Below are 21293 nucleotides of genomic sequence, written 5' to 3' on the forward strand. Positions count from 1 at the left end.
ATTGCTGCGCGGACCGGCCGCGCGAGGATGGGGCCAAGCGCGTAGCTTAGCGCAGGCCTGCGGCGTAATCCGACACCGCTTTGATATCGGCATCCGACATACGGTCGGCAATGTCGTTCATCACTGCGTTGTTCGCCCGGTCTTTACTACGGAAAAGTTTCAATTGCTCTTCGATATACGAAGGGAACTGCCCCGCCAGACGGGGATATTGCCCTGGTAATCCAGCACCATTCGCAGAGTGGCAAGACGCACAGGCAGGAACATTGCGGTCCGGCAAACCACCGCGCCAAATTTTCTGCCCATGGTCGACCAGATCTTTGTACCCCGCGGTCGCCGGCTGTGCCAGCGGCTGCTGCGCCAGATAAAGCGCCACGTTTTGCATATCCTCGGGTGTGAGGTTTTGCGCCATCGCGGTCATCGGTGTGGGATTACCGCCCGCGCCATTACGCGTGGGCTTGTCGGCACCTTGTTTGGTCTGAAAATCGGCGAGCTGTTTCGCCAGATATTCGTGAGGATGGGCAGCCAAATTAGGATTAGCAGGAATACTGCTATTCCCTCCCGGACCATGACAGGACGCACAGGCAACGATGCCTCTGGAGGCATCACCTTGGTCATAAAGCTGGGCGCCTTTGGCGGCGTCCGGCTTGGCCGGTCCTGCCGCGCTCTCTGCGGCAATACTGGGACAGACTACAACTACACCGAGCATCAGCCCGCTAGCTAGCAACATCCGGGACAGCACACGCATCATTGAATACCTCGACGATCGGACTGCGATCAAGGCGCCATCACGCGCCTCATGCCTGCCCCATGCCGTGCCGGACCGAATGTACATCCGCCCCGGAATTTCCATCTTTTTAACAGGCGGAAAGACCCGGCTAATGCAGGGGGTACCACTGCTGCAAACGCACGATTATACAATAGGGTTTTCAAGGGACGTTGGACCACCCCGTTCCTTGGCTCCCTCGCGAGGCGAGCGACGCTCTGCTCATGCCTCTTGGGCGCCCATAACCAACTATATCGGACTTCTCTCGTGTCCCTCCTCCACCGTGCCTCTTTCTTTATTTCGGCAGCCCGCCTCGACCAGCTGCCAGACCCCGGCGCGCCCGAGGTCTGTTTTGTCGGCCGCTCCAACGCGGGCAAATCTTCGGCCATCAATGTGCTGTGCAATCAGCGTCGACTGGCCTACTCCAGCAAGACACCCGGCCGCACGCGATTGATCAACCTGTTTGGCCTGCCGGACCCGTTGGCACCGGATGAGCCACTCGGCTTTCTCGTCGACTTGCCCGGCTATGGCTATGCCTCCGTCGCCTACAAAGAAAAAGAAAAATGGTCGGACATCCTGGGCGGATACCTGCGCGATCGTCCTTCCTTGGCTGGCATCGTGCTGTTGATCGATATTCGCCGTGGCGTCACCGAGCTTGATCGACGCCTGGCTGATTTCATTGCCCCCACGGGGCGGCCAGTGCTGGCCCTGCTGACCAAGGCTGACAAGCTGCCCTACGGTCAACGCCAGCGCGCCGTCTTCGCCGTGCGCAAACAGCTGGCCGACATCGGTGCGCTATACACCGTGCCGTTCTCGGCAACCGAACGCATCGGCTTGGAAGAGGCCGCACAATACATCGAGAACTGGATATCTCCCAAGGTCGTACCATGAACCCCAAAATCATCACCCCTCCCTTTCCGACCTCGCGCCCACGCCGCCTGCGCCGCGATGACTTTACCCGTCGTCTGGTACGTGAAAACACCCTGACCGTCGACGACCTGATCTATCCCGTTTTCGTCGCCGAAGGCAAAGGCCTGCGCGAGCCCGTGGCTTCGCTGCCCGGTGTCGTACGCTATTCGCCCGACACCCTGCTCACCGCGGCTGAAGAATGCGTAGAACTCGGCATTCCCGTCCTCTCGCTCTTTCCCGCCATCGACCCGGCACTAAAGACCCCCGACGGTATCGAAGCCACCAATCCCGATGGCCTGATTCCCCGCGTCGTCGCAGCGCTGAAACAGCGCTTCCCTGAGTTAGGCATCCTGACCGACGTCGCTCTCGACCCCTACACCAGCCACGGCCAGGACGGCGTCATCGACGAAAACGGCTACGTCATCAACGAGCCCACCGTTGAAATCCTGATTCGCCAGGCGCTGGTCCAGGCCGACGCCGGCGTCGACATCGTGGCCCCCAGCGACATGATGGACGGCCGCATCGGCGCCATCCGCGAGGCCTTGGAATCCAGGCAGCACATCCATACCCGCATCATGGCGTACTCCGCCAAATACGCCAGCGCGTTCTATGGTCCCTTCCGCGATGCAGTAGGCTCAGCCAGCAACCTGGGCAAGTCCAACAAAATGGCCTACCAAATGGACCCGGGCAACATCGACGAAGCCCTGCGCGAAGTCGCCGCCGACCTCCAGGAAGGCGCCGACATGGTCATGGTCAAACCCGGCATGCCCTACCTCGACGTATTACGCCGAGTCAAAGACGCCTTCCGCGTTCCGACCTTTGCCTACCAGGTCAGTGGTGAATATGCCATGATCAAAGCCGCCTCCGCCAACGGTTGGCTGGATCACGACAAAGTCATGATGGAAGCTCTTCTGGCCTTCAAGCGCGCCGGCGCCGACGGCATCCTGACCTACTTCGCCATCGATGCAGCAAAGCTGCTGAAACAGCAGTAATACGGGCGGTGAGCAAACAGCGCACGGGAACGTCAGGCATGCCACCACTGTGAGCTCAGCCGTTCGCATGTAAGCCGTGGGGACGTCTCGATAGAGATAGCAGGTTCTTGTGGACGTCGCTGCGGGGCGGCTGCCGTGTCAGGGCTTCACGTGATCGGTCGGCCGCCTGCGCGTCCGACACCGCTTCGCTCACCTCGTCGGCCCGTTCGGGCCTCCTTCGGTATCCGCTCGCTCGCCCACGAGGCGCCCTGACACGGCAGCCGCCCCGCAGCGACTCGCAATTTCTCTGGTTCCCTGCGATGCTGGGATGGGCGGTTTGCTTGGCGTTTTTTGGGCTGTTTGTGAAGGGACGAAGATTTTGCGGGGTTGCGATAACTGGGCGCCTACGGGCGCGCCCAGTTATCGCGTTTAAGCAGGGCAGGCGTAGACTGTGTGGGCGATGGCCTTTGGCGGAAGATCTCTCTAGATGCGCTTTTAGGCCAGGGCAAGCACGGCTCAACTACCGCAGCACCCGATCCAGCACCGCCCCAAACCGCGCCGCATCCTGAAACCCCACAACGCGGGCATCAGCAACCGGCGCCCCACCCGGCTCAAAGAACAAAATCCCCGGCGGCCCAAACAACCTGAACCGCTTCAGCAACTCCCGATCGTCCGCATTGTTCTGCGTCACATCAGCCTGCAGCAGCAACATCCGCGACATCTTGCTGGCCACAGCCGGATCAGAAAACGTAAACCGCTCCATTTCCCGGCACGACACACACCAATCCGCGTAAAAATCCAACATCACCGGCCGCGTACTTTGCGCCAACAACGCATCCAGCTCAGCGGTGTTGCGTACCCGCCTGAATTCCACATGATCCGCAGCGGCGACCGCCTGGCCTGACGCCTCACGCTGCACCAAATGCGACAGGGGCTGAAGCACATCACGGCCACCACTGGCAGCCCCCACGAGCCATGCCGCAGCCGCCAACGCCAGCAGCAAGCCGATGCCCTTTGCGAACATACGGGGAGCCCCGGCAGTGCTCGGCAGTGCGTCAAAAGCGCGCAACATCACCGCGCCCACGATAGCCAGGAAAGCCCAGCCCGTCATCTGCAGCCACGTCGGCGTGACAGGAATCAACATCCACCATGCCGTCGCCAACAGCAGCATGCCAAACAAGCGCTTGACCCCATCCATCCACGGACCGGCCTTGGGCAATAACGCTCCCGATGAAGCCCCGACAACGAGCAACGGCACCCCCATCCCCCATGCGAGCGCAAACAACGCTGCCGCCCCCAACACCACGTCACCCGTCTGCGAGATATACAGCAAGGCTCCAGCCAGCGGCGCCGCCACGCAAGGCCCCACAATCAATGCCGATATCGCCCCCATTCCCAGAGCGCCGGTCACGCGCCCTCCAGGGATACGCGCCGAGCGGGCCGTCAGCCAGCTTTGCACCGCCCCCGGCACCTGAAAATCAAAAGCTCCAAACGTCGCGACAGCCAGCAGAACCAGCACTGCAGCGAACACCGCCAGGATCCAGGGCGTCTGCAGCCACGCAGCCAGACCGGCGCCGCTCAGGCCTGCCGCTACGCCGAGCGCCGTATAAACCACCGACATGCCCAACACATAGGCCGCTGCCAGACCCAGCCCACGCCAGCGCCCTGGACGCTCATCGCTCGTTCCCCCGACCACAATCGAGGACAGAATGGGGATCATGGGCAATACGCATGGCGTCAACGCCAACAGCAATCCGAGTACCCAGAACACTCCTGCCGTCTTCAACCATCCCAGTCCACTGATGGCATCAGCCAATCCGGTATCACCCGCCGACAACAGCGCACCGAAGCCGCCGGGCGGCTCTGAGCGGCCCTGGACGCCGGTCGACGTGTCAACCGTAGCCGCTCTGCCTAGGGCCAGGCCTGACCCCGATGCACGTGCATCCACGCCATCCAGCGCATATCCTCCAGCCACCGGCTCGAGCTTGACCGTATGATCTGCCGGGGGATAGCACAGCCCCGCATCGGCGCACCCCTGGCTGGTGACTTTCAAAACAAAGGGCTGATCTCCGGCAACCGGCACGGAGATCGTCACCTGACGGTGGTAGACCTCCATGTTCTTTTCGAATGTCGGGTCGTATTTGACTTCCCCTTGGGGATAAACCGGCGCCCCCAACGTCACAGCCCCCGAGGGGTCGGCCGACAGCTCGAACCGCTCGCGATACATGTAATACCCCGGCGCAATGCGATATTGCAGTTGCAGCGTTTCCGGGCTCGTCATGGCGGCCGTGAATGCAAATGCTTGCTCAGGCGGCAGGAAGTCATCCTCCGACAACGCAGCAGCCGGGCGCCAAGCAAGCAAAACCCAGATCGCCAGCGCGATCAAGGCACTCCACCCATACCGCCCTGCCGACGGTGCACGAACCATAAACTGATGCATCACATTCTCTTTGTTACCCAATCCGCGAGACCGCTCATCTACAAACCGGGATGACCATCCATCGGAATAACAACGGCCCAAGTAGGCTCATCATTCCAAGGGCGTGCCGTTAGCCTGCTCGCGTACCCAATCCAGATAGGGGGCGCTGCCGCCAATCACAGGCACGACGATGATTTCAGGCACCTCATAGGGATGTAGTTTAGCCAACGCCTGTACGACGGCATGCTGTTGGCCTGCAGTCGTCTTGATCCACATCGGAATCTCATCGGCCCCCTCGATCTGGCCTTGCCAGCGATAGATGGACAAAATGGGAGCGCCGAGGTTCACACAGGCTGCCAAGCCATCTTCGACGAGTACATGGGCAATACGTTTCGCCAGCAACAGATCCGGGGCGTTACTGATGACCAACACGATATCGTCTTCACGCAACATGACGGCTCCTGAAAACGGCTTGCACCGCAGTGTCGATCAGGTATCTTACTTTGTATGCCATGCTGTGCGACGCCGTGATCGAATCTCGCCTGACCCAACCGGTGGCACCGAATGGTGCGTGGCGCGGCATCCCTTATCCTGAGAGACCGTATCGCCATGTCAGACTCATGCCTGTTTTGCCGCATCGCACAAGGTCAAATCCCCGCTCACGTTGTGCACGAAGACGAGCACACGCTGGCATTTCTGGACATTCACCCTGTCCGGCCCGGCCATGTGCTCATCATTCCCAAGCAACATTACCCGTATTTTGAGGATATCCCGCAACAACAGGCCAACCATATCCTGGGCTTGGGCCAATCCCTGTCACGGGTGATGAAGGCCTTGTATCAGGTAGAACGCGTGGGCTTTGTGTTTACCGGGATCCATGTCGCGCATGCTCATGCACACCTCATCCCCATGCACGAACTGCAGGACGTTACCTCCACACAGTACATCGCCCAGAAGGATCTGGAGTTCATCATGCCGCCACAACCGCCGGCCGAGCAATTGGTGGCGACGGCAGCTCAATTACGTGAGGCTCTCAAGGCAAATCCCTGACGAAAGCTGCAAAGCCTGCCGGGGGCCGTGGCATCGTCGGATTGCGCCTGCGCCGGGTAGAGGTGAGATGGACGGTAAAAAACAAAGGCGAGCCCGAAAGCTCGCCTTTGCGCTTATCCACTGACCGGATTATTCGGCAGCGTTGTCAGCCTCAGTTTCCTCGACTTCAGGACGATCAACCAATTCCATGTAAGCCATGGGAGCGTTATCGCCTTGGCGGAAACCCATTTTCAGGATGCGGGTGTAGCCGCCGTTACGGGCCGCAAAGCGGGGACCGATTTCAGCGAACAGTTTCACCACAGCATCGCGATCGCGCAGACGGGCAAAAGCCAGACGCTTGTTCGCCAGAGTGGGTTCCTTGCCCAGGGTGATCAGGGGCTCAACGACGCGGCGCAGTTCTTTCGCCTTGGGCAGCGTGGTCTTGATCGCTTCGTGGGTCAACAACGAAACGGCCATGTTGCGAAACATGGCAAGACGGTGGCTGCTAGTACGATTGAGCTTACGCAAACCATTACCGTGACGCATGATAAGTTCCTTTTGAATCTAAAGGCGGCGCATGCACCGCCAGGTTATCCGAATCTTCTATCGGTCTGTCGCCAGGCCGCGGTCCGGTGGAAAATCGATGAATTAAATGAACGGCTTAGGGACGTTCCAGACCCAAGGGCGGCCAGTTCTCGAGCTTCATGCCCAAGGTCAAGCCACGTGCAGCCAGGACTTCCTTGATTTCGTTGAGCGACTTGCGACCCAGGTTCGGGGTCTTGAGCAACTCGTTTTCGGTACGCTGGATCAGGTCGCCGATGTAGTAGATGTTTTCGGCCTTCAGGCAGTTGGCCGAACGCACGGTCAGCTCCAGATCGTCGACCGGGCGCAACAGCACCGGGTCGATCTGCGGCGTGCCGCGGACCGGGGCTTCGTACGAATCGCCAGCGCCTTCCAGTGCGGCAAACACGGAGATCTGATCCATCAGGATGCGGGCCGATTGACGGACGGCTTCCTCGGGCGAAATCACGCCGTTGGTTTCGATGTCCAGCACCAGCTTGTCCAGGTCGGTACGCTGTTCGACACGAGCGCTCTCGACGGCATAGCTGACGCGGCGCACGGGGCTGAACGAGGCGTCCAACACGATACGGCCGATGGTGTGCGTGCGGTCTTCGGACAGCGCGCGCACGTTACCCGGCACATAGCCACGGCCCTTTTCGACCTTGATCTGCATTTCCACTTTACCGGCGTCGGTCAGGTTGCAGATGAGGTGATCAGGGTTGATGATTTCGACGTCATGGGGCAGCTCGATGTCGCTGGCCAATACGGCGCCAACACCGTTCTTGCGTAGCACCAAGGTGACTTCGTCACGATTATGCAGCTTGAACACCACGCCCTTCAGGTTCAGCAGGATGTCGACGACATCTTCGCGCACACCAGGGATGGTGGAATATTCGTGCACAACACCGGTCATTTGGACTTCGGTAGGCGCATAGCCCGTCATCGAAGACAGCAAAATACGGCGCAGGGCGTTACCCAGCGTGTGGCCGTAGCCACGCTCGAAGGGCTCCATCACGATCTTGGCATGGTGAGTGCCGACCGGTTGAACTTCAATGGAACGCGGCTTCAGAAAACCTTGAGTGGACATGTACAGTATTCCTTTTCAATACCCTCGGCTCGTTACACCGATAAGGCTGATGGAAACAACAACATCAAGCAACGTCGGATGACCCGGCGTGTCTTGAAAGAGGCAGCAAAAAAGCTGTTTATAACAACCGCAAAACCCGCTTGCGTGAATTTCACGCCAAGCGGGCTGCTGCGGGACTTGCCATCGATGATCACAGCAAGCAGCGCAGCAAGATAGCCGCGCTGGCTATGATTAACGCGAGTACAGTTCGACGACCATCGATTCGTTGATATCGCGAGCGACATCAGCGCGATCGGGCATCGCCTTGAAGGTACCGGCCATCTTGCTGGCGTCGACTTCCACCCATTGGGGGATGCCGATGCTCGAAGCCAGATCCAGCGATTCGCGAATGCGGCCTTGTTTCTTGGCTTTTTCACGAACGGTGATCACGTCACCAGCCTTGACGATCAGCGAAGCGATGTCAGCGGTGTGGCCGTTCAGTTCGATAGCGCGGTGGCTGACCAATTGGCGAGCCTCGGCACGCGTCGAGCCGAAGCCCATGCGATACACCACGTTGTCCAAGCGCGATTCCAGCAATTGGATCAGCGTTTCGCCGGTGTTGCCACGGCGGCGTTCGGCTTCAGCGAAGTACTTGCGGAATTGCTTTTCCAGCACGCCGTACATGCGCTTGAGCTTTTGCTTTTCACGCAGCTGCAGACCGTAGTCAGAGGTGCGGGCACCCGAAGTGCGGCCATGTTGACCGGGCTTGGAATCCAGCTTGCACTTGGAATCCAGCGAGCGACGGGCGCTCTTCAGGAACAGATCGGTACCCTCGCGACGCGAGAGTTTGCATTTGGGTCCAGTATAACGAGCCATGTGGATTCCCTTTAGATACGACGACGCTTCGGCGGACGGCAGCCGTTATGCGGCACGGGCGTGATATCGGCGATGCTCGAGATCTTGATGCCCAGCGCATTCAGCGCACGCACGGACGATTCGCGACCAGGACCGGGGCCCTTGATACGCACTTCGAGAGTCTTGATGCCGTATTCCAGCGCCACGCGGCCTGCCGTTTCGGCAGCCACCTGAGCGGCGAACGGCGTCGATTTACGCGAGCCCTTGAAGCCCGCGCCACCCGAAGTCGCCCACGACAGGGCATTGCCCTGACGGTCGGTGATGGTGATGATGGTGTTGTTGAACGACGCGTGAACGTGCGCAATGCCGTCCGAGACGTTCTTCTTGACCTTTTTGCGTACGCGCGAGGCGCCGCTGGTAGAAGCTTTCGCCATAATCTAAGTTCCTCGATTATTTCTTCAGGGACGCAGCAGCACGACGCGGTCCCTTGCGGGTGCGAGCGTTGGTGCGAGTGCGCTGGCCGCGCACGGGCAAACCGCGCTTATGACGCATGCCGCGGTAGGTGCCCAAATCGATCAAACGCTTGATCGAGAGTTGCACTTCGCGACGCAGGTCACCTTCGACCGTGAACACACCAACGTGTTCGCGGATGCGTTCCAGTTCAGCGTCGGTCAGATCCTTGACCTTTTTGGAAAGGGGTACATTTGCAGCTTCGCAGATCTTGCGAGCGCGCGTACGACCGATGCCAAAAATGGCGGTCAGGCCGATCTCGGCGTGCTGTTGCGGCGGAATGTTAATGCCAGCAATACGGGCCATGACTGTTCCTTGAATAAATCCGTTGCGTGTCGCTAACCAGGGTTAGCCTTGACGCTGCTTGTGACGCGGGTCGGTGCAGATCACTCGCACCACGCCGTGACGTTTAATAACTTTGCAGTTGCGGCAAATCCGCTTAACCGATGCCATTACTTTCATGGTTGACTCCTAATTTTCCGTAATCCGGGTTGCTCATTTCGAGCGGAACACAATTCTTGCCCTTGTCAGGTCATAGGGCGTGAGCTCCACAGTGACCTTGTCGCCCGGCAGAATCCGGATGTAATGCATACGCATCTTGCCGGAAATATGGCCTAACACCACGTGGCCGTTTTCGAGCTTGACGCGAAAAGTCGCGTTGGGGAGGTTCTCTAGAACCTCGCCTTGCATCTGGATGACGTCGTCCTTAGACATTCTCTTTGCTACCGCATCGGCAAACCTGAGGAGCCCTTGAAGTTCGCCTTTTTAAGGAGCGAATCATACTGGTGCGACATCATGTAGGCCTGAACCTGGGACATGAAATCCATCGTCACCACTACGATGATCAACAAGGACGTGCCACCAAAATAAAACGGTACATTCCAACGCATCACCAAGAACTCTGGGAGCAGACACACGAGGGTGATATACAGCGCACCCACCAGCGTCAAGCGCATCAGGATCTTGTCGATGTAGCGCGCTGTTTGCTCGCCCGGGCGGATGCCAGGAACGAACGCACCACTTTTCTTCAGGTTATCTGCCGTTTCGCGGCTGTTAAACACCAACGCCGTGTAGAAAAAGCAGAAGAAAATAATCGCAGCCGAGTACAACGTGATGTAGAGCGGTTGACGAGGCTCAAGAGCCGCCGCCAGGTCACGCAACCACAACATGCTGTCACCCGTCGAGAACCAGCTGGTAATCGTGGCCGGGAACAGAATGATCGACGACGCAAAGATCGGCGGAATCACCCCAGCCATGTTCAGCTTCAACGGCAAGTGCGAGCTTTGACCACCGTAGATCTTGTTGCCCACCTGACGCTTGGCGTAATTCACTGTGATCTTGCGTTGTCCGCGTTCCACGAACACCACAAAAGCAGTGACCAACACCACCAAGGCCACGATAAACAAAGCCGACACCACCGACATTGCGTTGGTACGAACCAGATCCAGCAATCCAGCCAGCGCCGAAGGCAGCCCAGCAACAATACCCGAGAAAATCAAGATCGAGATACCGTTACCCAGGCCACGCTCGGTGATTTGCTCACCCAGCCACATGACGAACATGGTGCCAGTCAGCAACGTCACGACCGTCGTGAAGCGGAACAGCATACCTGGATCAATGACCAGGCCAGGCTGCGACTCCAACGCCACCGAAATACCCACCGCCTGCACCAGCGCCAGCACGACCGTGCCGTAGCGGGTGTATTGGGTGATCTTGCGGCGGCCGGCCTCGCCCTCTTTTTTGAGGGCTTCCAGCGACGGAACCACGACAGACATCAACTGCATGATGATCGATGCAGAGATGTACGGCATGATCCCCAAGGCGAAGATCGAAAAGCGCGACAACGCGCCGCCCGAGAACATGTTGAACAGGCCCAGGATACCGCCCTGGTTCTGGCGGAACAGGTCCGCCAGTGCGTCCGGATTAATACCCGGCACGGGGATGTGAGTCCCCAGCCGGTAAACCACCAAGGCCAGGACCAGGAACACGAGACGGCGTTTCAAATCGCCGTACTTCGGTCCGGTTTTGCCCAGTGCCTGTGCGTTAGCCACGTATTACCTCGCAATCAAGCAAGCGAGCCGCCCGCGGCTTCGATGGCGGCGCGAGCGCCAGCCGTCGCGGTGAGGCCCTTGAGCGTCACTTTGCGCGAGAGTTCACCCGACTTGATGACCTTGGCGTAGCGGACCTGTTGGCCCACGACTCCAGCAGCCTTCAGCGCTTGCACATCGATTTCGTCGATGGGCAGGGCTTGCAGTTCCGACAAGCGGACTTCGGCGTACAGGTGCTGACCCAGGGGCGTGAAACCACGCTTGGGCAGACGACGCTGCAGCGGCATTTGACCGCCTTCGAAGCCGACTTTGTGGAAACCGCCCGAACGCGATTTTTGACCCTTGTGGCCACGGCCGGCGGTTTTACCCAGACCCGAACCGATACCACGGCCAACGCGGCGCTTGGCGTGCTTGGCGCCCTCAGCGGGCTTCAGCGAATTAAGTTGAATATCCGACATCGTGATTCCTTAGGCTTCCGAGACGGAGACAAGATAATCCACTTTACGGATCATCCCGCGCACCTCGGGCGTGTCGACCAGAATGCTGCTGCTGTTCAGACGGCGCAGACCCAGGCCACGAACGGTGTCGCGGTGGGATTGCTTGGTGCCGATGACCGAGCGCACGAGGGTAACTTTGATCTGCTTCTGAGACATGATTTACCCCAGGATCTCTTCGACAGTCTTGCCGCGCTTGGCAGCGACTTCCGACGGAGTCAGGGAAGCGCGTAGCCCATTCAGCGTGGCACGGACCATGTTGTAGGGATTGCTCGAGCCGAGGCTCTTGGCAACAACGTTACGCACACCCATCACTTCGAAGATAGCGCGCATCGGGCCGCCGGCGATCACGCCGGTACCTTCGGCTGCCGGGGAAATCAGCACGGTGGAAGCACCATGCTTGCCCACGACGGTGTGATGCAGCGTGCCGTTCTTCAGCGCAACCTTGAACATGCCGCGACGGGCCTGTTCCATGGCTTTCTGGACGGACACCGGCACTTCACGCGCCTTGCCCTTGCCCATGCCGATACGGCCATCGCCGTCACCCACCACGGTCAGCGCGGCGAAGCTCATGGTGCGACCACCCTTGACCACCTTGCTGACGCGGTTGACCGCGATCATCTTTTCGCGCAGGCCGTCGTCGTTCTCTTTTTCCGCGGCGCCTTTGCCTTGTACTTTAGCCATTTGACAAATCCTCGCTTAGAACTTCAGACCGGCTTCACGCGCGGCATCGGCCAGCGCTTTCACGCGGCCATGGTAACGAAAGCCCGAGCGATCGAAAGCGACCAGTTCGATACCGGCAGCCTTTGCCTTTTCGGCTACGCGCTTGCCCACCAGCGTGGCAGCGGCGGTGTTGCCGCCCTGACCGGTTTGGCCGGCCAGTTGCGCACGCACTTCGGGTTCCAGCGTCGAAGCGCTGACCAGCACGCGATCGCCTTCCGGCGAAATGATGTTGGCGTAGATGTGCAGGTTCGAGCGGAAAATCGAGAGGCGGTGAACGCGCAACTCGGTGATCTTCCGGCGGGTCGGAACCGCACGACGCAAACGGGAAACTTTTTTGTCCATGATTCGTCCTTGCGTGCGCCGTTATTTCTTCTTGGTTTCTTTAATGACGACGCGTTCGTCCGCATAGCGCACGCCCTTGCCCTTGTAGGGTTCGGGTTCGCGATAAGCGCGGATTTCAGCGGCCACTTGACCGACGACTTGCTTGTTGGAGCCCTTGATGACGATTTCCGTCTGGGTGGGGCACTCGGCCTTGATGCCAGCGGGCAGCTTATGCACAACGTCGTGCGAGAAGCCCAACTGCAGCTTGACAGCGTCGCCTTGGATCTGGGCACGATAACCCACACCCACCAGCGTCAGCTTGCGCTCGAAGCCCTTGCTCACGCCAGTCACCATGTTGGCGACCAGAGCGCGCACGGTGCCCGACATGGCGCCAGCGTGGCGCGAGTCGTCAGCAGCAACGAACGTCAGCTTGCCGTTGTCTTGACCAATCGTAACGTGACCGGTCAGCTCTTGGCTCAAGGTGCCCAACGGGCCCTTGACGGTGATCTGATCCTGTTGGATGTTGGCTTCAACACCCTTGGGCAGGTCTACCGGATATTTAGCGATACGTGACATTAGAATTTCTCCTTAGGCCACGTAGCACAGGACTTCGCCGCCGACGCCGTTTGCACGGGCCTTGCGGTCGGTCATAACGCCGCGCGAGGTCGAAACGATGGCCACGCCCAGGCCGTTCATGACCTGAGGAATACTGCTACGGCCCTTGTAGATACGCAGACCAGGGCGCGAAACGCGTTCGATGCGCTCGATAACCGGACGGCCAGCGTAGTACTTCAGGGTGATTTCCAACTCAGGCTTAGCCTGCGTGCCTTTGACTTCAAAGCTGTCGATGTAGCCTTCATCCTGCAGCACAGCGGCAATAGCCGCCTTCAGCTTCGAGGAGGGCATGCTCACCGTAATTTTGTCAACTTGCTGCGCATTGCGAATGCGAGTCAGCATATCGGCGATGGGATCGCTCATGCTCATGTTTTTTCTCCTACCAGCTGGCCTTGGTGATGCCGGGGATTTCACCCTTCATCGCCATTTCACGCAGTTTGTGGCGAGTCAGCCCAAACTTGCGGAAGACACCACGCGGACGACCCGTGACCACGCAGCGGTTACGCTGGCGAGTCGGGTTGGCATTGCGCGGCAGTTGTTGCAGCTTCAGCCGAGCTTGGTAACGTTCTTCGTCGGTCTTCGACTGGTCGTCGATGATCGCTTTCAATTCGACACGGCGAGCGGCGAACTTGTCAGCCAGCTTGGCGCGCTTGATATCGCGATTGATGAGGGAAAGTTTAGCCACGTCATCAGCCCCTTAGTTACGGAACGGGAAGCTGAAGGCGGTCAACAGTGCCTTGGCTTCGTCGTCGGTCTTGGCGGTGGTGGTGATGCTGATGTTCAGCCCACGCAACGCGTCGATCTTGTCGTACTCGATTTCGGGGAAAATGATCTGCTCTTTCACCCCGATGTTGTAATTGCCGCGACCGTCGAATGCACGACCGGAAATACCGCGGAAGTCGCGCACGCGAGGCAACGCAACCGCCACCAGGCGATCCAGGAATTCGTACATGCGCTGGCCACGCAACGTCACCATGCAACCGATCGGGTAGTTTTCGCGGATCTTGAAACCGGCGATAGCCTTACGGGTCTTGGTGATGACGGGCTTTTGGCCGGCGATCTTCGTGAGGTCAGCAACAGCGTGCTCGATGACCTTTTTGTCAGCAACCGCTTCCGAGACACCCATGTTCAGGGTGACCTTGGTGATGCGCGGCACTTCCATTTGGCTCTTGTAGCCAAATTTCTCTTTCAGGTCAGGAGCAACTTTGCTCTTGTAGAGTTCTTGCAAACGAGACATGTCTGTCGCCCCTTACGCCTTGGCGCCGACAACGGCACCATTGGAACGGAACACGCGGACCTTGCGGCCGTCGACTTCTTTCACGCCGACGCGATCGCCCTTGCCGGTGGCCGGGTTGAACAGCGCCACGTTGGAAATATGGATCGGCAAGGTCTTTTCGACGATACCGCCAGGGTTGTTGGCCATGGGATTGGCCTTGACGTGCTTTTTGACGACGTTAACGCCCTCGACCAGAACGTGGTCGGCATCAACGCGAGCCAGCACGGTGCCACGACGGGTTCTGTCGCGGCCGGTCAGGACGATGACTTCGTCGCCTTTACGGATGTTGTTCATCGTGGGCTCCTTACAGCACTTCGGGGGCCAGCGACACGATCTTCATGAAACGCTCGGTACGCAATTCGCGCGTAACGGGTCCGAAGATGCGGGTGCCGATGGGCTCCAGCTTGGCATTGAGCAACACGGCGGCATTGCCACCGAAGCGGATCAGCGAACCGTCTTTGCGGCGCACACCCTTGGCGGTGCGAACCACCACGGCGTTGTAAATTTCGCCTTTTTTGACGCGCCCGCGCGGAGCCGCATCTTTGACGCTCACCTTGATGATGTCGCCGATACCGGCATAACGGCGCTTGGAGCCACCGAGCACCTTGATGCACATAACAGCGCGCGCACCGGTGTTGTCGGCCACGTCCAGCGTGGTCTGCATTTGGATCATGATTTTTCCTGTTCCAACTTAACTGGAATTACGATTTCCCGACCAGGGGATAGCGCGATTCCTGCCAGTTTTGGTCCCGTCAGGTCCGCCGAACGCCTTGAAGACATCTTCAAAACACTGCAGCGACCCTGGGTTGAAATCCTGCGGATACTTTCCCCGGTACCCTTATCGGCCTACCTCAGCCATCACGCTGTAGCACATCGCCGGTACAGGCAACTCGGGAAAGTCTGTAATTCTAGCTCGCTCCCAGATTGGATGCAAGCCTTTTGTGTAAAAAGTGTGCAATACCGCCACACCAGCAAAAAAAGCCCCGGCGCTGCGCCTTCGGCTTGCTGCCACCGAGGGGGCGTTTTTCTTTTGAGGCGGCCCTGCAACAAAAAGCGGCAAGGACAAAAGCATCCTCACCGCTTTTTTCCATGAGGGTGAACAACTGGGAGTCCCGGTTGCCCGCCCACCTGGCTTGCATCATTAGATGATGCGGACTGCTTCGATCAAGCGCACCACGCTCCAGGACTTCGAGCGGGAGATCGGACGACCTTCAGCGATTTCGACAGTGTCGCCTTCGTTGTACTGGTTCGACTCGTCGTGTGCTTTGTATTTAGCAGAGCGCATGACGATCTTGCCATAGATGGGGTGCTTGACGCGGCGTTCGACCAGAACGACGACCGTCTTGTCCATCTTGTTGCTGACGACCTTGCCGACCAGCGTACGCTGGCGCTTGGCGACTTGAGTGGTTTGAGTTTCGCTCATAATTATTTCCCTGCCTTCTCGGTCAGCAAGGTACGAACGCGAGCGATGTCGCGACGTACATTGCGCAGCTGGGTGGTGTTGCCAAGCTGCTGCGTGGCTTTCTGCATGCGCAGACCGAATTGTGCCTTCAGCAGGCTCTCGAGCTCGGTTGTGAGCTCGGCGGCGTCTTTCGAACGGAGTTCGCTAGCTTTCATTGTGTACTCCTTAAGCACCGATATGACGCGCGACGAACGTGGTCGAGATCGGCAGCTTGGCAGCGGCCAGGCGGAACGCCTCGCGCGCCAGCTCTTCGCTGACCCCTTCCATTTCGTAGAGCACCTTGCCGGGTTGGATCTCGGCAACCCAGTACTCCGGGTTACCTTTACCATTACCCATCCGGACTTCGGCAGGCTTTTGCGAGATCGGCTTATCCGGGAAAATACGAATCCAGATACGGCCGCCACGCTTGATGTGACGGTTGATAGCACGACGAGCGGCTTCGATCTGACGGGCGGTCAGACGGCCACGGCCGGTGGCCTTCAGACCGAACTCGCCGAACGACACGTTCGTGCCGCGCGTGGCCAGACCGGTGTTGCGGCCCTTCTGCTCTTTGCGATACTTTCTGCGAGAGGGTTGCAGCATGGTTATTCTCCTTCAGGAGCCGGAGCCGCATCCGCCTTGCGGGGACCACGGCCACGACCACCCGGACGACCCGGACGATCGCCACCAGGACGATCGCCACGCGGCGCGCGACGCGGACGGCGCTCTTCTTCACGCGGGGCTGCGGTTTCCGGCGGCAATTCGCCGTTGGCCAGCATATCGCCCTTATAGACCCAGACCTTGATGCCGATCACACCGTAGGTGGTGTGGGCTTCGGAGGTACCGTAGTCGATATTGGCTTTCAGCGTGTGCAGCGGCACACGGCCTTCGCGGTACCACTCGGTGCGAGCGATTTCGATACCGTTCAGACGGCCCGAGCTCATGATCTTGATGCCTTGGGCGCCCAAACGCATGGCGTTTTGCATGGCGCGCTTCATGGCACGGCGGAACATGATGCGCTTTTCGAGCTGTTGCGAGATCGAATCAGCGATCAACTGAGCGTCGGTTTCCGGTTTGCGGATTTCCTCGATGTTGACGTGCACAGGCACGCCCATCAGACGCTGCAGATCAGCCTTCAGGTTTTCGATGTCTTCGCCGCGCTTGCCGATCACGACGCCCGGACGAGCCGAGTAAACCGTGATACGTGCATTCTTGGCGGGACGCTCGATGATGACGCGACCAACAGAAGCGCTCTTGAGCTTTTTCTTCAGGTATTCGCGGACGCGGATGTCTTCGGCCAACATAGTGCCGAAAGCTTTGTCGTCTGCGAACCAACGTGAAGACCAATTACGGGTGACCGCGAGACGGAACCCAGTGGGGTGAATTTTCTGACCCATCGTGACTCCTTAGGCTCCGACCTTGACCGTGATATGGCAGGTCTGCTTCTCGATGCGGTTACCGCGGCCCTTGGCGCGAGCCGAGAAACGCTTCATCGATTGCGCCTTGTCGACGAAAATCGTGGTGACTTTCAATTCGTCGATATCAGCGCCGTCGTTGTGTTCGGCATTGGCGATGGCAGACTCGACAGCCTTTTTCAGGATGCCGGCAGCCTTCTTGGGGGAAAAGGTGAGGATATTCAGCGCCTGAGCAACCGACTTGCCGCGGATCAGGTCCGCAACCAGACGGGTTTTCTGGGCCGAGATGTGAACCCCACGGATAATGGCAGTAGTTTCCATCGCTTACCTCTTCGCCTTCTTGTCCGCTGCGTGGCCCTTGAACGTACGGGTCAGCGCGAACTCGCCGAGCTTGTGACCGACCATGTTCTCGTTGATATAAACGGGAACGTGCTGGCGACCGTTGTGCACCGCGATCGTGAGACCGATGAAATCGGGCAGGATCGTGGAACGGCGCGACCAGGTCTTGATCGGCTTCTTGTCTTTGCCCGCGATAGCCTTGTCCACCTTCTTGACGAGGTGAGCATCGACAAACGGGCCTTTCTTGATCGAACGTGACATAGTGTTCGCCTCTTACTTGCGCTTGCGCCGTTGGACGATCATATTGTTCGTCCGCTTGTTGCGACGGGTCTTGAAACCCTTCGAGGGCGTGCCCCACGGGCTGACCGGTTCGCGTGCTTCGCCGGTACGGCCTTCGCCGCCACCGTGCGGGTGATCCACCGGGTTCATGGCAACACCACGAACCGTCGGACGCACACCGCGCCAACGCATTGCACCGGCCTTGCCGATCTGGCGCAGGCTGTGTTCTTCGTTACCGACTTCACCGATGGTGGCACGGCACTCAATGTGAACGCGACGGACTTCGCCCGAACGCAGACGCACTTGAGCGTAGGTGCCTTCACGGGCCAGCAACACCGCCGATGCGCCAGCCGAACGCGCCATTTGGGCGCCCTTGCCGGGGATCATTTCGATGCAGTGGATCGTGGTACCCACGGGGATGTTACGGATAGGCAGCGTGTTACCGGCGCGGATCGGGGCTTCGATACCCGAGACCAGCGTGGCACCCACTTCCAGACCGCGCGGCGCAATGATGTAGCGACGCTCACCGTCGGCGTAGCACAGCAAAGCAATGTGCGCCGTACGGTTGGGGTCGTACTCGAGGCGTTCGACCTTGGCCGGAATGCCATCTTTGTTGCGACGGAAGTCGACGATACGGTAGTGCTGCTTGTGACCACCGCCACGATGACGAATCGTGATGTGACCGTTGTTGTTACGGCCAGAACCACGGGTCTTCTTTTCGAGCAGCGCAGCGTGCGGCGCGCCTTTGTGCAGGTTCGGGCTGACAACCTTCACCATGCCACGGCGGCCTGCCGAGGTCGGTTTTACTTTGACGAGGGCCATTTACTTCACCTCCGCAAAGTCGATTTCCTGGCCTTCTTTGAGCGCAACATAAGCCTTGCGCTCAGTGCGACGACGGCCCATGAAACGGCCAAAGCGCTTGACTTTGCCCTTACGGTTGAGGACCTGCACGGACTCGACCTGCACCTTGAACAGCAGTTCGACGGCAGCCTTGATTTCCGGTTTGGTAGCGTCAGCCACGACACGGAAAGCGACTTGCTGATTTTTTTCGGCAACGAAGGTGGCCTTTTCGGTCACCACCGGAGCCAAGATGACTTGCATCAAGCGTTCGGCGTTCATCCCAGCATCTCCTCGAGTTGAGCGATGGCCGGCTTGGTGATCAGCACTTTTTTGTAGTGGATCAGCGACAACGGATCGGCATAACGGGGCTCGACCACGGCAACATGCGGCAGGTTGCGGGTGGCGAGGTAAACATTTTCATCAACGTTGTCCGTGATGATCAACACCGAATCCAGACCCAGGGTCTTCAGCTTGGACACTGCAACCTTGGTCTTGGGGGATTCGAGGTCGAACGTATCGACGACAGCGATGCGGTCTTCGCGAGCCAACTGGGACAGGATCGAACGGATACCCGCGCGATACATCTTCTTGTTGACTTTTTGGCTGAAGTTTTCTTCAGGCGAATTCGGGAAGGTGCGACCACCCCCACGCCACAACGGCGACGAAGTCATACCAGCGCGAGCGCGGCCGGTACCCTTTTGACGCCAGGGCTTCTTGGTGGAGTGCTTGACTTCGGCACGGTCTTTCTGAGCACGATTGCCGCTGCGAGCGTTGGCCTGGTAGGCCACGACGACTTGGTGAACCAGCGCTTCGTTGAAATCGCGACCGAAAATGGTGTCAGGCGCGCTAAACGTCGCGGCTTCACCTTGGTCATTCAGGAGCTTGAGATCCATGTTGCTTACGCCCCCTTCTTGGCCGGCGCCTTGATGGCCGGACGCACGACGACATCGCCGCCAGCGTGGCCGGGGACAGCGCCCTTGACCAACAGCAGACCGCGTTCGGCGTCAACACGCACGACGTCGAGGTTTTGAACGGTACGGGTAACATCACCCAAGTGACCAGACATGCGCTTACCCGGGAAAATACGGCCCGGATCTTGTGCCTGACCGATCGAGCCCGGAACACGGTGCGAACGGGAGTTACCGTGCGACGCGCGCTGCGAACCGAAGTGGTGGCGCTTGATCGTACCGGCGAAACCCTTACCGATGGTGGTACCCGTGACATCGACTTGCTGGCCGGCTTCGAAAACCGATTCCACAGCGATGACGGCGCCCGGCGTGAACTCGGCCAGACGGGCCGGATCCAGACGGAACTCTTTCAGGATGCTGCCGGCTTCGGTGCCAGCTTTGGCGTAGTGACCAGTTTGAGGCTGGGCAACACGCGAGGCACGACGGGTGCCATAAGCCACTTGAACTGCGGCGTAGCCGTCAGCTTCCAGAGACTTGATCTGGGTCACACGGTTGTTCGACACGTCCAGCACGGTCACCGGGATGGATTCACCTTCCTCGGTAAAAATGCGGGTCATGCCGACCTTGCGACCCACCAGACCCAACCGATGCGCGGCGGGCGTGGGCGTCGAATTCGACATTGTTTTCTCCATTCCCGACTGCGATTGGTCGGGGCTAATCAGGCGAAAGGTAAAGGCTTTCACCCTACAGGGCCAAGTAACCAAAACCGCGTGCTTTACTACTGCGCTATTGCTACTGCACTAGCATGCGGCCAGGGTTGCTGTTGCCACAAAATGGCAAGCTTCGCATATTAGCATGATTTTTCCTGGCAACACAAGTAGTTAGCCGCATATGGCCGTGCGAAGGCGAGGAATTCTGGCGCATCTATGCAACAGCATTGCTGTGCGGCGAAGGTCACATATCACCGCTATGCCCAAAAGAAAAAAGCCACACTCTCGACGAATGTGGCTATTTTCAATGCCAGGTAGAAAACCTGGCACAAGCCCAACAGGGCCAGACAGCTTATTGCAGTGCGATTTCCACGTCGACACCAGCCGGCAGATCCAGGCGCATCAGAGCGTCCACGGTCTTGTCGGTGGGATCCACGATGTCCATCAGGCGCTGATGAGTACGGATTTCGAACTGATCGCGCGACGACTTGTTCACGTGAGGCGAACGCAGCACGTCGTAACGACGGATACGCGTGGGCAGGGGCACCGGACCACGAACCACAGCGCCAGTGCGCTTGGCGGTGTCGACGATCTCGGCGGCAGACTGATCGATCAGCTTGTAGTCAAAGGCTTTCAAGCGGATGCGGATCTTCTGGTTTTTCATGGTGTTTCCTAAAGAACGAAAAGCGAAGGCAGTTCAGAGGATAGTACTGCCTTCGCTGGTGGGGGGTCGCCTTAGGCGATGATCTTGGCGACGACGCCAGCGCCGACGGTACGGCCGCCTTCACGGATAGCGAAGCG

At 58.9% G+C, this 21293-nt stretch carries 36 protein-coding genes; 3 read left to right on the plus strand and 33 right to left on the minus strand.

What is annotated here, in order from left to right:
* Nucleotides 1-46 precede the first annotated feature (46 nt).
* Nucleotides 47-748, minus strand: a complete 702-nt coding sequence (locus tag ACYVI2_RS28750) for a c-type cytochrome (protein ID WP_415821064.1) — start codon at nucleotides 746-748, stop codon at nucleotides 47-49.
* Between the two features lie 282 nt (nucleotides 749-1030).
* Between ACYVI2_RS28750 and yihA the strand changes: the two genes are divergently transcribed.
* Entirely contained in the window at nucleotides 1031-1654 is a 624-nt protein-coding gene (yihA, locus tag ACYVI2_RS28755) for a ribosome biogenesis GTP-binding protein YihA/YsxC (protein ID WP_415821063.1), read from the plus strand.
* Complete coding sequence (hemB, locus tag ACYVI2_RS28760) at nucleotides 1651-2664, plus strand: porphobilinogen synthase (protein ID WP_415821062.1); 1014 nt, start codon at nucleotides 1651-1653, stop codon at nucleotides 2662-2664. The genes yihA and hemB overlap by 4 nt, the downstream gene beginning before the upstream one ends.
* A gap of 499 nt (nucleotides 2665-3163) precedes the next feature.
* On the opposite strand, the gene dsbD is transcribed toward hemB, so the two are convergent.
* Both dsbD and cutA read right to left on the minus strand, forming a co-directional pair.
* Complete coding sequence (gene dsbD, locus ACYVI2_RS28765) at nucleotides 3164-5083, minus strand: protein-disulfide reductase DsbD (RefSeq protein WP_415821061.1); 1920 nt, start codon at nucleotides 5081-5083, stop codon at nucleotides 3164-3166.
* Nucleotides 5084-5173: 90 nt separating this feature from the next.
* Nucleotides 5174-5515, minus strand: a complete 342-nt coding sequence (gene cutA / locus ACYVI2_RS28770; RefSeq protein WP_415821060.1) for a divalent-cation tolerance protein CutA — start codon at nucleotides 5513-5515, stop codon at nucleotides 5174-5176.
* A 156-nt stretch (nucleotides 5516-5671) separates the two neighbouring features.
* Between cutA and ACYVI2_RS28775 the strand changes: the two genes are divergently transcribed.
* Nucleotides 5672-6112: an HIT family protein gene (locus ACYVI2_RS28775; RefSeq protein ID WP_415821059.1), complete on the plus strand. Its 441-nt coding sequence runs from the start codon at nucleotides 5672-5674 to the stop codon at nucleotides 6110-6112.
* A gap of 129 nt (nucleotides 6113-6241) precedes the next feature.
* Here the strand turns inward: ACYVI2_RS28775 and rplQ are convergent, their stop codons facing one another.
* The 30 genes from rplQ to ACYVI2_RS28925 all read right to left on the minus strand — a co-directional run.
* Nucleotides 6242-6637 carry a 50S ribosomal protein L17 gene (rplQ, locus tag ACYVI2_RS28780; protein ID WP_094823915.1) on the minus strand — a complete coding sequence of 132 codons (396 nt, stop codon included), beginning with the start codon at nucleotides 6635-6637 and terminating at the stop codon, nucleotides 6242-6244.
* Between the two features lie 115 nt (nucleotides 6638-6752).
* Nucleotides 6753-7739, minus strand: coding sequence for a DNA-directed RNA polymerase subunit alpha (locus ACYVI2_RS28785; RefSeq protein WP_094823916.1), 987 nt, complete (start codon nucleotides 7737-7739; stop codon nucleotides 6753-6755).
* A gap of 231 nt (nucleotides 7740-7970) precedes the next feature.
* Entirely contained in the window at nucleotides 7971-8594 is a 624-nt protein-coding gene (gene rpsD, locus ACYVI2_RS28790) for a 30S ribosomal protein S4 (protein ID WP_415821058.1), read from the minus strand.
* Nucleotides 8595-8605: 11 nt separating this feature from the next.
* The gene (gene rpsK / locus ACYVI2_RS28795; protein ID WP_006216516.1) at nucleotides 8606-9007 is read right to left on the minus strand and encodes a 30S ribosomal protein S11; all 402 of its coding nucleotides are present in this window, start codon (nucleotides 9005-9007) and stop codon (nucleotides 8606-8608) included.
* Nucleotides 9008-9023: 16 nt separating this feature from the next.
* Nucleotides 9024-9389: a 30S ribosomal protein S13 gene (gene rpsM, locus ACYVI2_RS28800; protein WP_012251748.1), complete on the minus strand. Its 366-nt coding sequence runs from the start codon at nucleotides 9387-9389 to the stop codon at nucleotides 9024-9026.
* A gap of 42 nt (nucleotides 9390-9431) precedes the next feature.
* On the minus strand, nucleotides 9432-9545 hold the full coding sequence (rpmJ, locus tag ACYVI2_RS28805) for a 50S ribosomal protein L36 (RefSeq protein WP_003806928.1): 114 nt from the start codon (nucleotides 9543-9545) through the stop codon (nucleotides 9432-9434).
* A gap of 33 nt (nucleotides 9546-9578) precedes the next feature.
* Nucleotides 9579-9797 carry a translation initiation factor IF-1 gene (gene infA / locus ACYVI2_RS28810; protein ID WP_003806927.1) on the minus strand — a complete coding sequence of 73 codons (219 nt, stop codon included), beginning with the start codon at nucleotides 9795-9797 and terminating at the stop codon, nucleotides 9579-9581.
* A gap of 8 nt (nucleotides 9798-9805) precedes the next feature.
* The gene (gene secY, locus ACYVI2_RS28815; RefSeq protein ID WP_094823918.1) at nucleotides 9806-11134 is read right to left on the minus strand and encodes a preprotein translocase subunit SecY; all 1329 of its coding nucleotides are present in this window, start codon (nucleotides 11132-11134) and stop codon (nucleotides 9806-9808) included.
* A gap of 14 nt (nucleotides 11135-11148) precedes the next feature.
* Entirely contained in the window at nucleotides 11149-11589 is a 441-nt protein-coding gene (rplO, locus tag ACYVI2_RS28820) for a 50S ribosomal protein L15 (RefSeq protein ID WP_415821057.1), read from the minus strand.
* 9 nt (nucleotides 11590-11598) lie between these two features.
* Complete coding sequence (rpmD, locus tag ACYVI2_RS28825) at nucleotides 11599-11784, minus strand: 50S ribosomal protein L30 (RefSeq protein WP_094823920.1); 186 nt, start codon at nucleotides 11782-11784, stop codon at nucleotides 11599-11601.
* Nucleotides 11785-11787: 3 nt separating this feature from the next.
* Entirely contained in the window at nucleotides 11788-12309 is a 522-nt protein-coding gene (gene rpsE / locus ACYVI2_RS28830; protein WP_012251752.1) for a 30S ribosomal protein S5, read from the minus strand.
* Between the two features lie 15 nt (nucleotides 12310-12324).
* A complete protein-coding gene (rplR, locus tag ACYVI2_RS28835; RefSeq protein WP_094823921.1) occupies nucleotides 12325-12690 on the minus strand; it encodes a 50S ribosomal protein L18 in 366 nt (121 codons plus the stop codon).
* 21 nt (nucleotides 12691-12711) lie between these two features.
* On the minus strand, nucleotides 12712-13245 hold the full coding sequence (gene rplF / locus ACYVI2_RS28840; RefSeq protein ID WP_415821055.1) for a 50S ribosomal protein L6: 534 nt from the start codon (nucleotides 13243-13245) through the stop codon (nucleotides 12712-12714).
* Nucleotides 13246-13257: 12 nt separating this feature from the next.
* On the minus strand, nucleotides 13258-13653 hold the full coding sequence (rpsH, locus tag ACYVI2_RS28845) for a 30S ribosomal protein S8 (protein ID WP_415821053.1): 396 nt from the start codon (nucleotides 13651-13653) through the stop codon (nucleotides 13258-13260).
* A gap of 10 nt (nucleotides 13654-13663) precedes the next feature.
* Complete coding sequence (gene rpsN / locus ACYVI2_RS28850; protein ID WP_415806905.1) at nucleotides 13664-13969, minus strand: 30S ribosomal protein S14; 306 nt, start codon at nucleotides 13967-13969, stop codon at nucleotides 13664-13666.
* A 12-nt stretch (nucleotides 13970-13981) separates the two neighbouring features.
* Nucleotides 13982-14521, minus strand: coding sequence for a 50S ribosomal protein L5 (gene rplE / locus ACYVI2_RS28855; RefSeq protein WP_094823924.1), 540 nt, complete (start codon nucleotides 14519-14521; stop codon nucleotides 13982-13984).
* 12 nt (nucleotides 14522-14533) lie between these two features.
* The gene (gene rplX / locus ACYVI2_RS28860) at nucleotides 14534-14854 is read right to left on the minus strand and encodes a 50S ribosomal protein L24 (protein ID WP_415821052.1); all 321 of its coding nucleotides are present in this window, start codon (nucleotides 14852-14854) and stop codon (nucleotides 14534-14536) included.
* Nucleotides 14855-14864: 10 nt separating this feature from the next.
* On the minus strand, nucleotides 14865-15233 hold the full coding sequence (gene rplN, locus ACYVI2_RS28865; protein WP_003806916.1) for a 50S ribosomal protein L14: 369 nt from the start codon (nucleotides 15231-15233) through the stop codon (nucleotides 14865-14867).
* Between the two features lie 468 nt (nucleotides 15234-15701).
* Nucleotides 15702-15983: a 30S ribosomal protein S17 gene (rpsQ, locus tag ACYVI2_RS28870; protein WP_094823926.1), complete on the minus strand. Its 282-nt coding sequence runs from the start codon at nucleotides 15981-15983 to the stop codon at nucleotides 15702-15704.
* 2 nt (nucleotides 15984-15985) lie between these two features.
* Nucleotides 15986-16177, minus strand: a complete 192-nt coding sequence (rpmC, locus tag ACYVI2_RS28875) for a 50S ribosomal protein L29 (protein WP_094823927.1) — start codon at nucleotides 16175-16177, stop codon at nucleotides 15986-15988.
* A gap of 10 nt (nucleotides 16178-16187) precedes the next feature.
* The gene (gene rplP / locus ACYVI2_RS28880; RefSeq protein WP_029579982.1) at nucleotides 16188-16604 is read right to left on the minus strand and encodes a 50S ribosomal protein L16; all 417 of its coding nucleotides are present in this window, start codon (nucleotides 16602-16604) and stop codon (nucleotides 16188-16190) included.
* A gap of 2 nt (nucleotides 16605-16606) precedes the next feature.
* Nucleotides 16607-17398, minus strand: a complete 792-nt coding sequence (rpsC, locus tag ACYVI2_RS28885; RefSeq protein ID WP_415806904.1) for a 30S ribosomal protein S3 — start codon at nucleotides 17396-17398, stop codon at nucleotides 16607-16609.
* Between the two features lie 9 nt (nucleotides 17399-17407).
* On the minus strand, nucleotides 17408-17737 hold the full coding sequence (rplV, locus tag ACYVI2_RS28890) for a 50S ribosomal protein L22 (RefSeq protein WP_066124713.1): 330 nt from the start codon (nucleotides 17735-17737) through the stop codon (nucleotides 17408-17410).
* Between the two features lie 3 nt (nucleotides 17738-17740).
* Nucleotides 17741-18016: a 30S ribosomal protein S19 gene (rpsS, locus tag ACYVI2_RS28895; protein ID WP_415821051.1), complete on the minus strand. Its 276-nt coding sequence runs from the start codon at nucleotides 18014-18016 to the stop codon at nucleotides 17741-17743.
* Between the two features lie 12 nt (nucleotides 18017-18028).
* Nucleotides 18029-18856: a 50S ribosomal protein L2 gene (rplB, locus tag ACYVI2_RS28900; protein ID WP_094823930.1), complete on the minus strand. Its 828-nt coding sequence runs from the start codon at nucleotides 18854-18856 to the stop codon at nucleotides 18029-18031.
* Complete coding sequence (gene rplW / locus ACYVI2_RS28905; RefSeq protein WP_094823931.1) at nucleotides 18857-19153, minus strand: 50S ribosomal protein L23; 297 nt, start codon at nucleotides 19151-19153, stop codon at nucleotides 18857-18859.
* Complete coding sequence (gene rplD / locus ACYVI2_RS28910) at nucleotides 19150-19767, minus strand: 50S ribosomal protein L4 (protein ID WP_415821050.1); 618 nt, start codon at nucleotides 19765-19767, stop codon at nucleotides 19150-19152. The genes rplW and rplD overlap by 4 nt, the downstream gene beginning before the upstream one ends.
* Nucleotides 19768-19772: 5 nt before the next feature.
* Entirely contained in the window at nucleotides 19773-20462 is a 690-nt protein-coding gene (gene rplC / locus ACYVI2_RS28915) for a 50S ribosomal protein L3 (protein WP_415806903.1), read from the minus strand.
* Between the two features lie 382 nt (nucleotides 20463-20844).
* The gene (gene rpsJ, locus ACYVI2_RS28920; RefSeq protein WP_012251770.1) at nucleotides 20845-21156 is read right to left on the minus strand and encodes a 30S ribosomal protein S10; all 312 of its coding nucleotides are present in this window, start codon (nucleotides 21154-21156) and stop codon (nucleotides 20845-20847) included.
* Between the two features lie 71 nt (nucleotides 21157-21227).
* Nucleotides 21228-21293: EF-Tu C-terminal domain-related protein (locus ACYVI2_RS28925; protein ID WP_199734358.1), on the minus strand; the 66-nt coding region annotated here is incomplete at its 5' end.

It is taken from the genome of Bordetella tumbae (genome assembly GCF_054780995.1).

Excerpts from the sequence above, each read along its gene's own strand:
- ACYVI2_RS28750 (WP_415821064.1), bottom strand. The coding sequence starts at position 748 with ATGATGCGTGTGCTGTCCCGGATGTTGCTAGCTAGCGGGCTGATGCTC.
- hemB (WP_415821062.1), top strand. The coding sequence starts at position 1,651 with ATGAACCCCAAAATCATCACCCCTCCCTTTCCGACCTCGCGCCCACGC.
- dsbD (WP_415821061.1), bottom strand. The coding sequence starts at position 5,083 with ATGCATCAGTTTATGGTTCGTGCACCGTCGGCAGGGCGGTATGGGTGG.
- cutA (WP_415821060.1), bottom strand. The coding sequence starts at position 5,515 with ATGTTGCGTGAAGACGATATCGTGTTGGTCATCAGTAACGCCCCGGAT.
- ACYVI2_RS28775 (WP_415821059.1), top strand. The coding sequence starts at position 5,672 with ATGTCAGACTCATGCCTGTTTTGCCGCATCGCACAAGGTCAAATCCCC.
- rplQ (WP_094823915.1), bottom strand. The coding sequence starts at position 6,637 with ATGCGTCACGGTAATGGTTTGCGTAAGCTCAATCGTACTAGCAGCCAC.
- ACYVI2_RS28785 (WP_094823916.1), bottom strand. The coding sequence starts at position 7,739 with ATGTCCACTCAAGGTTTTCTGAAGCCGCGTTCCATTGAAGTTCAACCG.
- rpsD (WP_415821058.1), bottom strand. The coding sequence starts at position 8,594 with ATGGCTCGTTATACTGGACCCAAATGCAAACTCTCGCGTCGCGAGGGT.
- rpsK (WP_006216516.1), bottom strand. The coding sequence starts at position 9,007 with ATGGCGAAAGCTTCTACCAGCGGCGCCTCGCGCGTACGCAAAAAGGTC.
- rpsM (WP_012251748.1), bottom strand. The coding sequence starts at position 9,389 with ATGGCCCGTATTGCTGGCATTAACATTCCGCCGCAACAGCACGCCGAG.
- rpmJ (WP_003806928.1), bottom strand. The coding sequence starts at position 9,545 with ATGAAAGTAATGGCATCGGTTAAGCGGATTTGCCGCAACTGCAAAGTT.
- infA (WP_003806927.1), bottom strand. The coding sequence starts at position 9,797 with ATGTCTAAGGACGACGTCATCCAGATGCAAGGCGAGGTTCTAGAGAAC.
- rplO (WP_415821057.1), bottom strand. The coding sequence starts at position 11,589 with ATGTCGGATATTCAACTTAATTCGCTGAAGCCCGCTGAGGGCGCCAAG.
- rpmD (WP_094823920.1), bottom strand. The coding sequence starts at position 11,784 with ATGTCTCAGAAGCAGATCAAAGTTACCCTCGTGCGCTCGGTCATCGGC.
- rpsE (WP_012251752.1), bottom strand. The coding sequence starts at position 12,309 with ATGGCTAAAGTACAAGGCAAAGGCGCCGCGGAAAAAGAGAACGACGAC.
- rplR (WP_094823921.1), bottom strand. The coding sequence starts at position 12,690 with ATGGACAAAAAAGTTTCCCGTTTGCGTCGTGCGGTTCCGACCCGCCGG.
- rplF (WP_415821055.1), bottom strand. The coding sequence starts at position 13,245 with ATGTCACGTATCGCTAAATATCCGGTAGACCTGCCCAAGGGTGTTGAA.
- rpsH (WP_415821053.1), bottom strand. The coding sequence starts at position 13,653 with ATGAGCATGAGCGATCCCATCGCCGATATGCTGACTCGCATTCGCAAT.
- rplE (WP_094823924.1), bottom strand. The coding sequence starts at position 14,521 with ATGTCTCGTTTGCAAGAACTCTACAAGAGCAAAGTTGCTCCTGACCTG.
- rplX (WP_415821052.1), bottom strand. The coding sequence starts at position 14,854 with ATGAACAACATCCGTAAAGGCGACGAAGTCATCGTCCTGACCGGCCGC.
- rplN (WP_003806916.1), bottom strand. The coding sequence starts at position 15,233 with ATGATCCAAATGCAGACCACGCTGGACGTGGCCGACAACACCGGTGCG.
- rpsQ (WP_094823926.1), bottom strand. The coding sequence starts at position 15,983 with ATGAGCGAAACTCAAACCACTCAAGTCGCCAAGCGCCAGCGTACGCTG.
- rpmC (WP_094823927.1), bottom strand. The coding sequence starts at position 16,177 with ATGAAAGCTAGCGAACTCCGTTCGAAAGACGCCGCCGAGCTCACAACC.
- rplP (WP_029579982.1), bottom strand. The coding sequence starts at position 16,604 with ATGCTGCAACCCTCTCGCAGAAAGTATCGCAAAGAGCAGAAGGGCCGC.
- rpsC (WP_415806904.1), bottom strand. The coding sequence starts at position 17,398 with ATGGGTCAGAAAATTCACCCCACTGGGTTCCGTCTCGCGGTCACCCGT.
- rplV (WP_066124713.1), bottom strand. The coding sequence starts at position 17,737 with ATGGAAACTACTGCCATTATCCGTGGGGTTCACATCTCGGCCCAGAAA.
- rpsS (WP_415821051.1), bottom strand. The coding sequence starts at position 18,016 with ATGTCACGTTCGATCAAGAAAGGCCCGTTTGTCGATGCTCACCTCGTC.
- rplB (WP_094823930.1), bottom strand. The coding sequence starts at position 18,856 with ATGGCCCTCGTCAAAGTAAAACCGACCTCGGCAGGCCGCCGTGGCATG.
- rplW (WP_094823931.1), bottom strand. The coding sequence starts at position 19,153 with ATGAACGCCGAACGCTTGATGCAAGTCATCTTGGCTCCGGTGGTGACC.
- rplD (WP_415821050.1), bottom strand. The coding sequence starts at position 19,767 with ATGGATCTCAAGCTCCTGAATGACCAAGGTGAAGCCGCGACGTTTAGC.
- rplC (WP_415806903.1), bottom strand. The coding sequence starts at position 20,462 with ATGTCGAATTCGACGCCCACGCCCGCCGCGCATCGGTTGGGTCTGGTG.
- rpsJ (WP_012251770.1), bottom strand. The coding sequence starts at position 21,156 with ATGAAAAACCAGAAGATCCGCATCCGCTTGAAAGCCTTTGACTACAAG.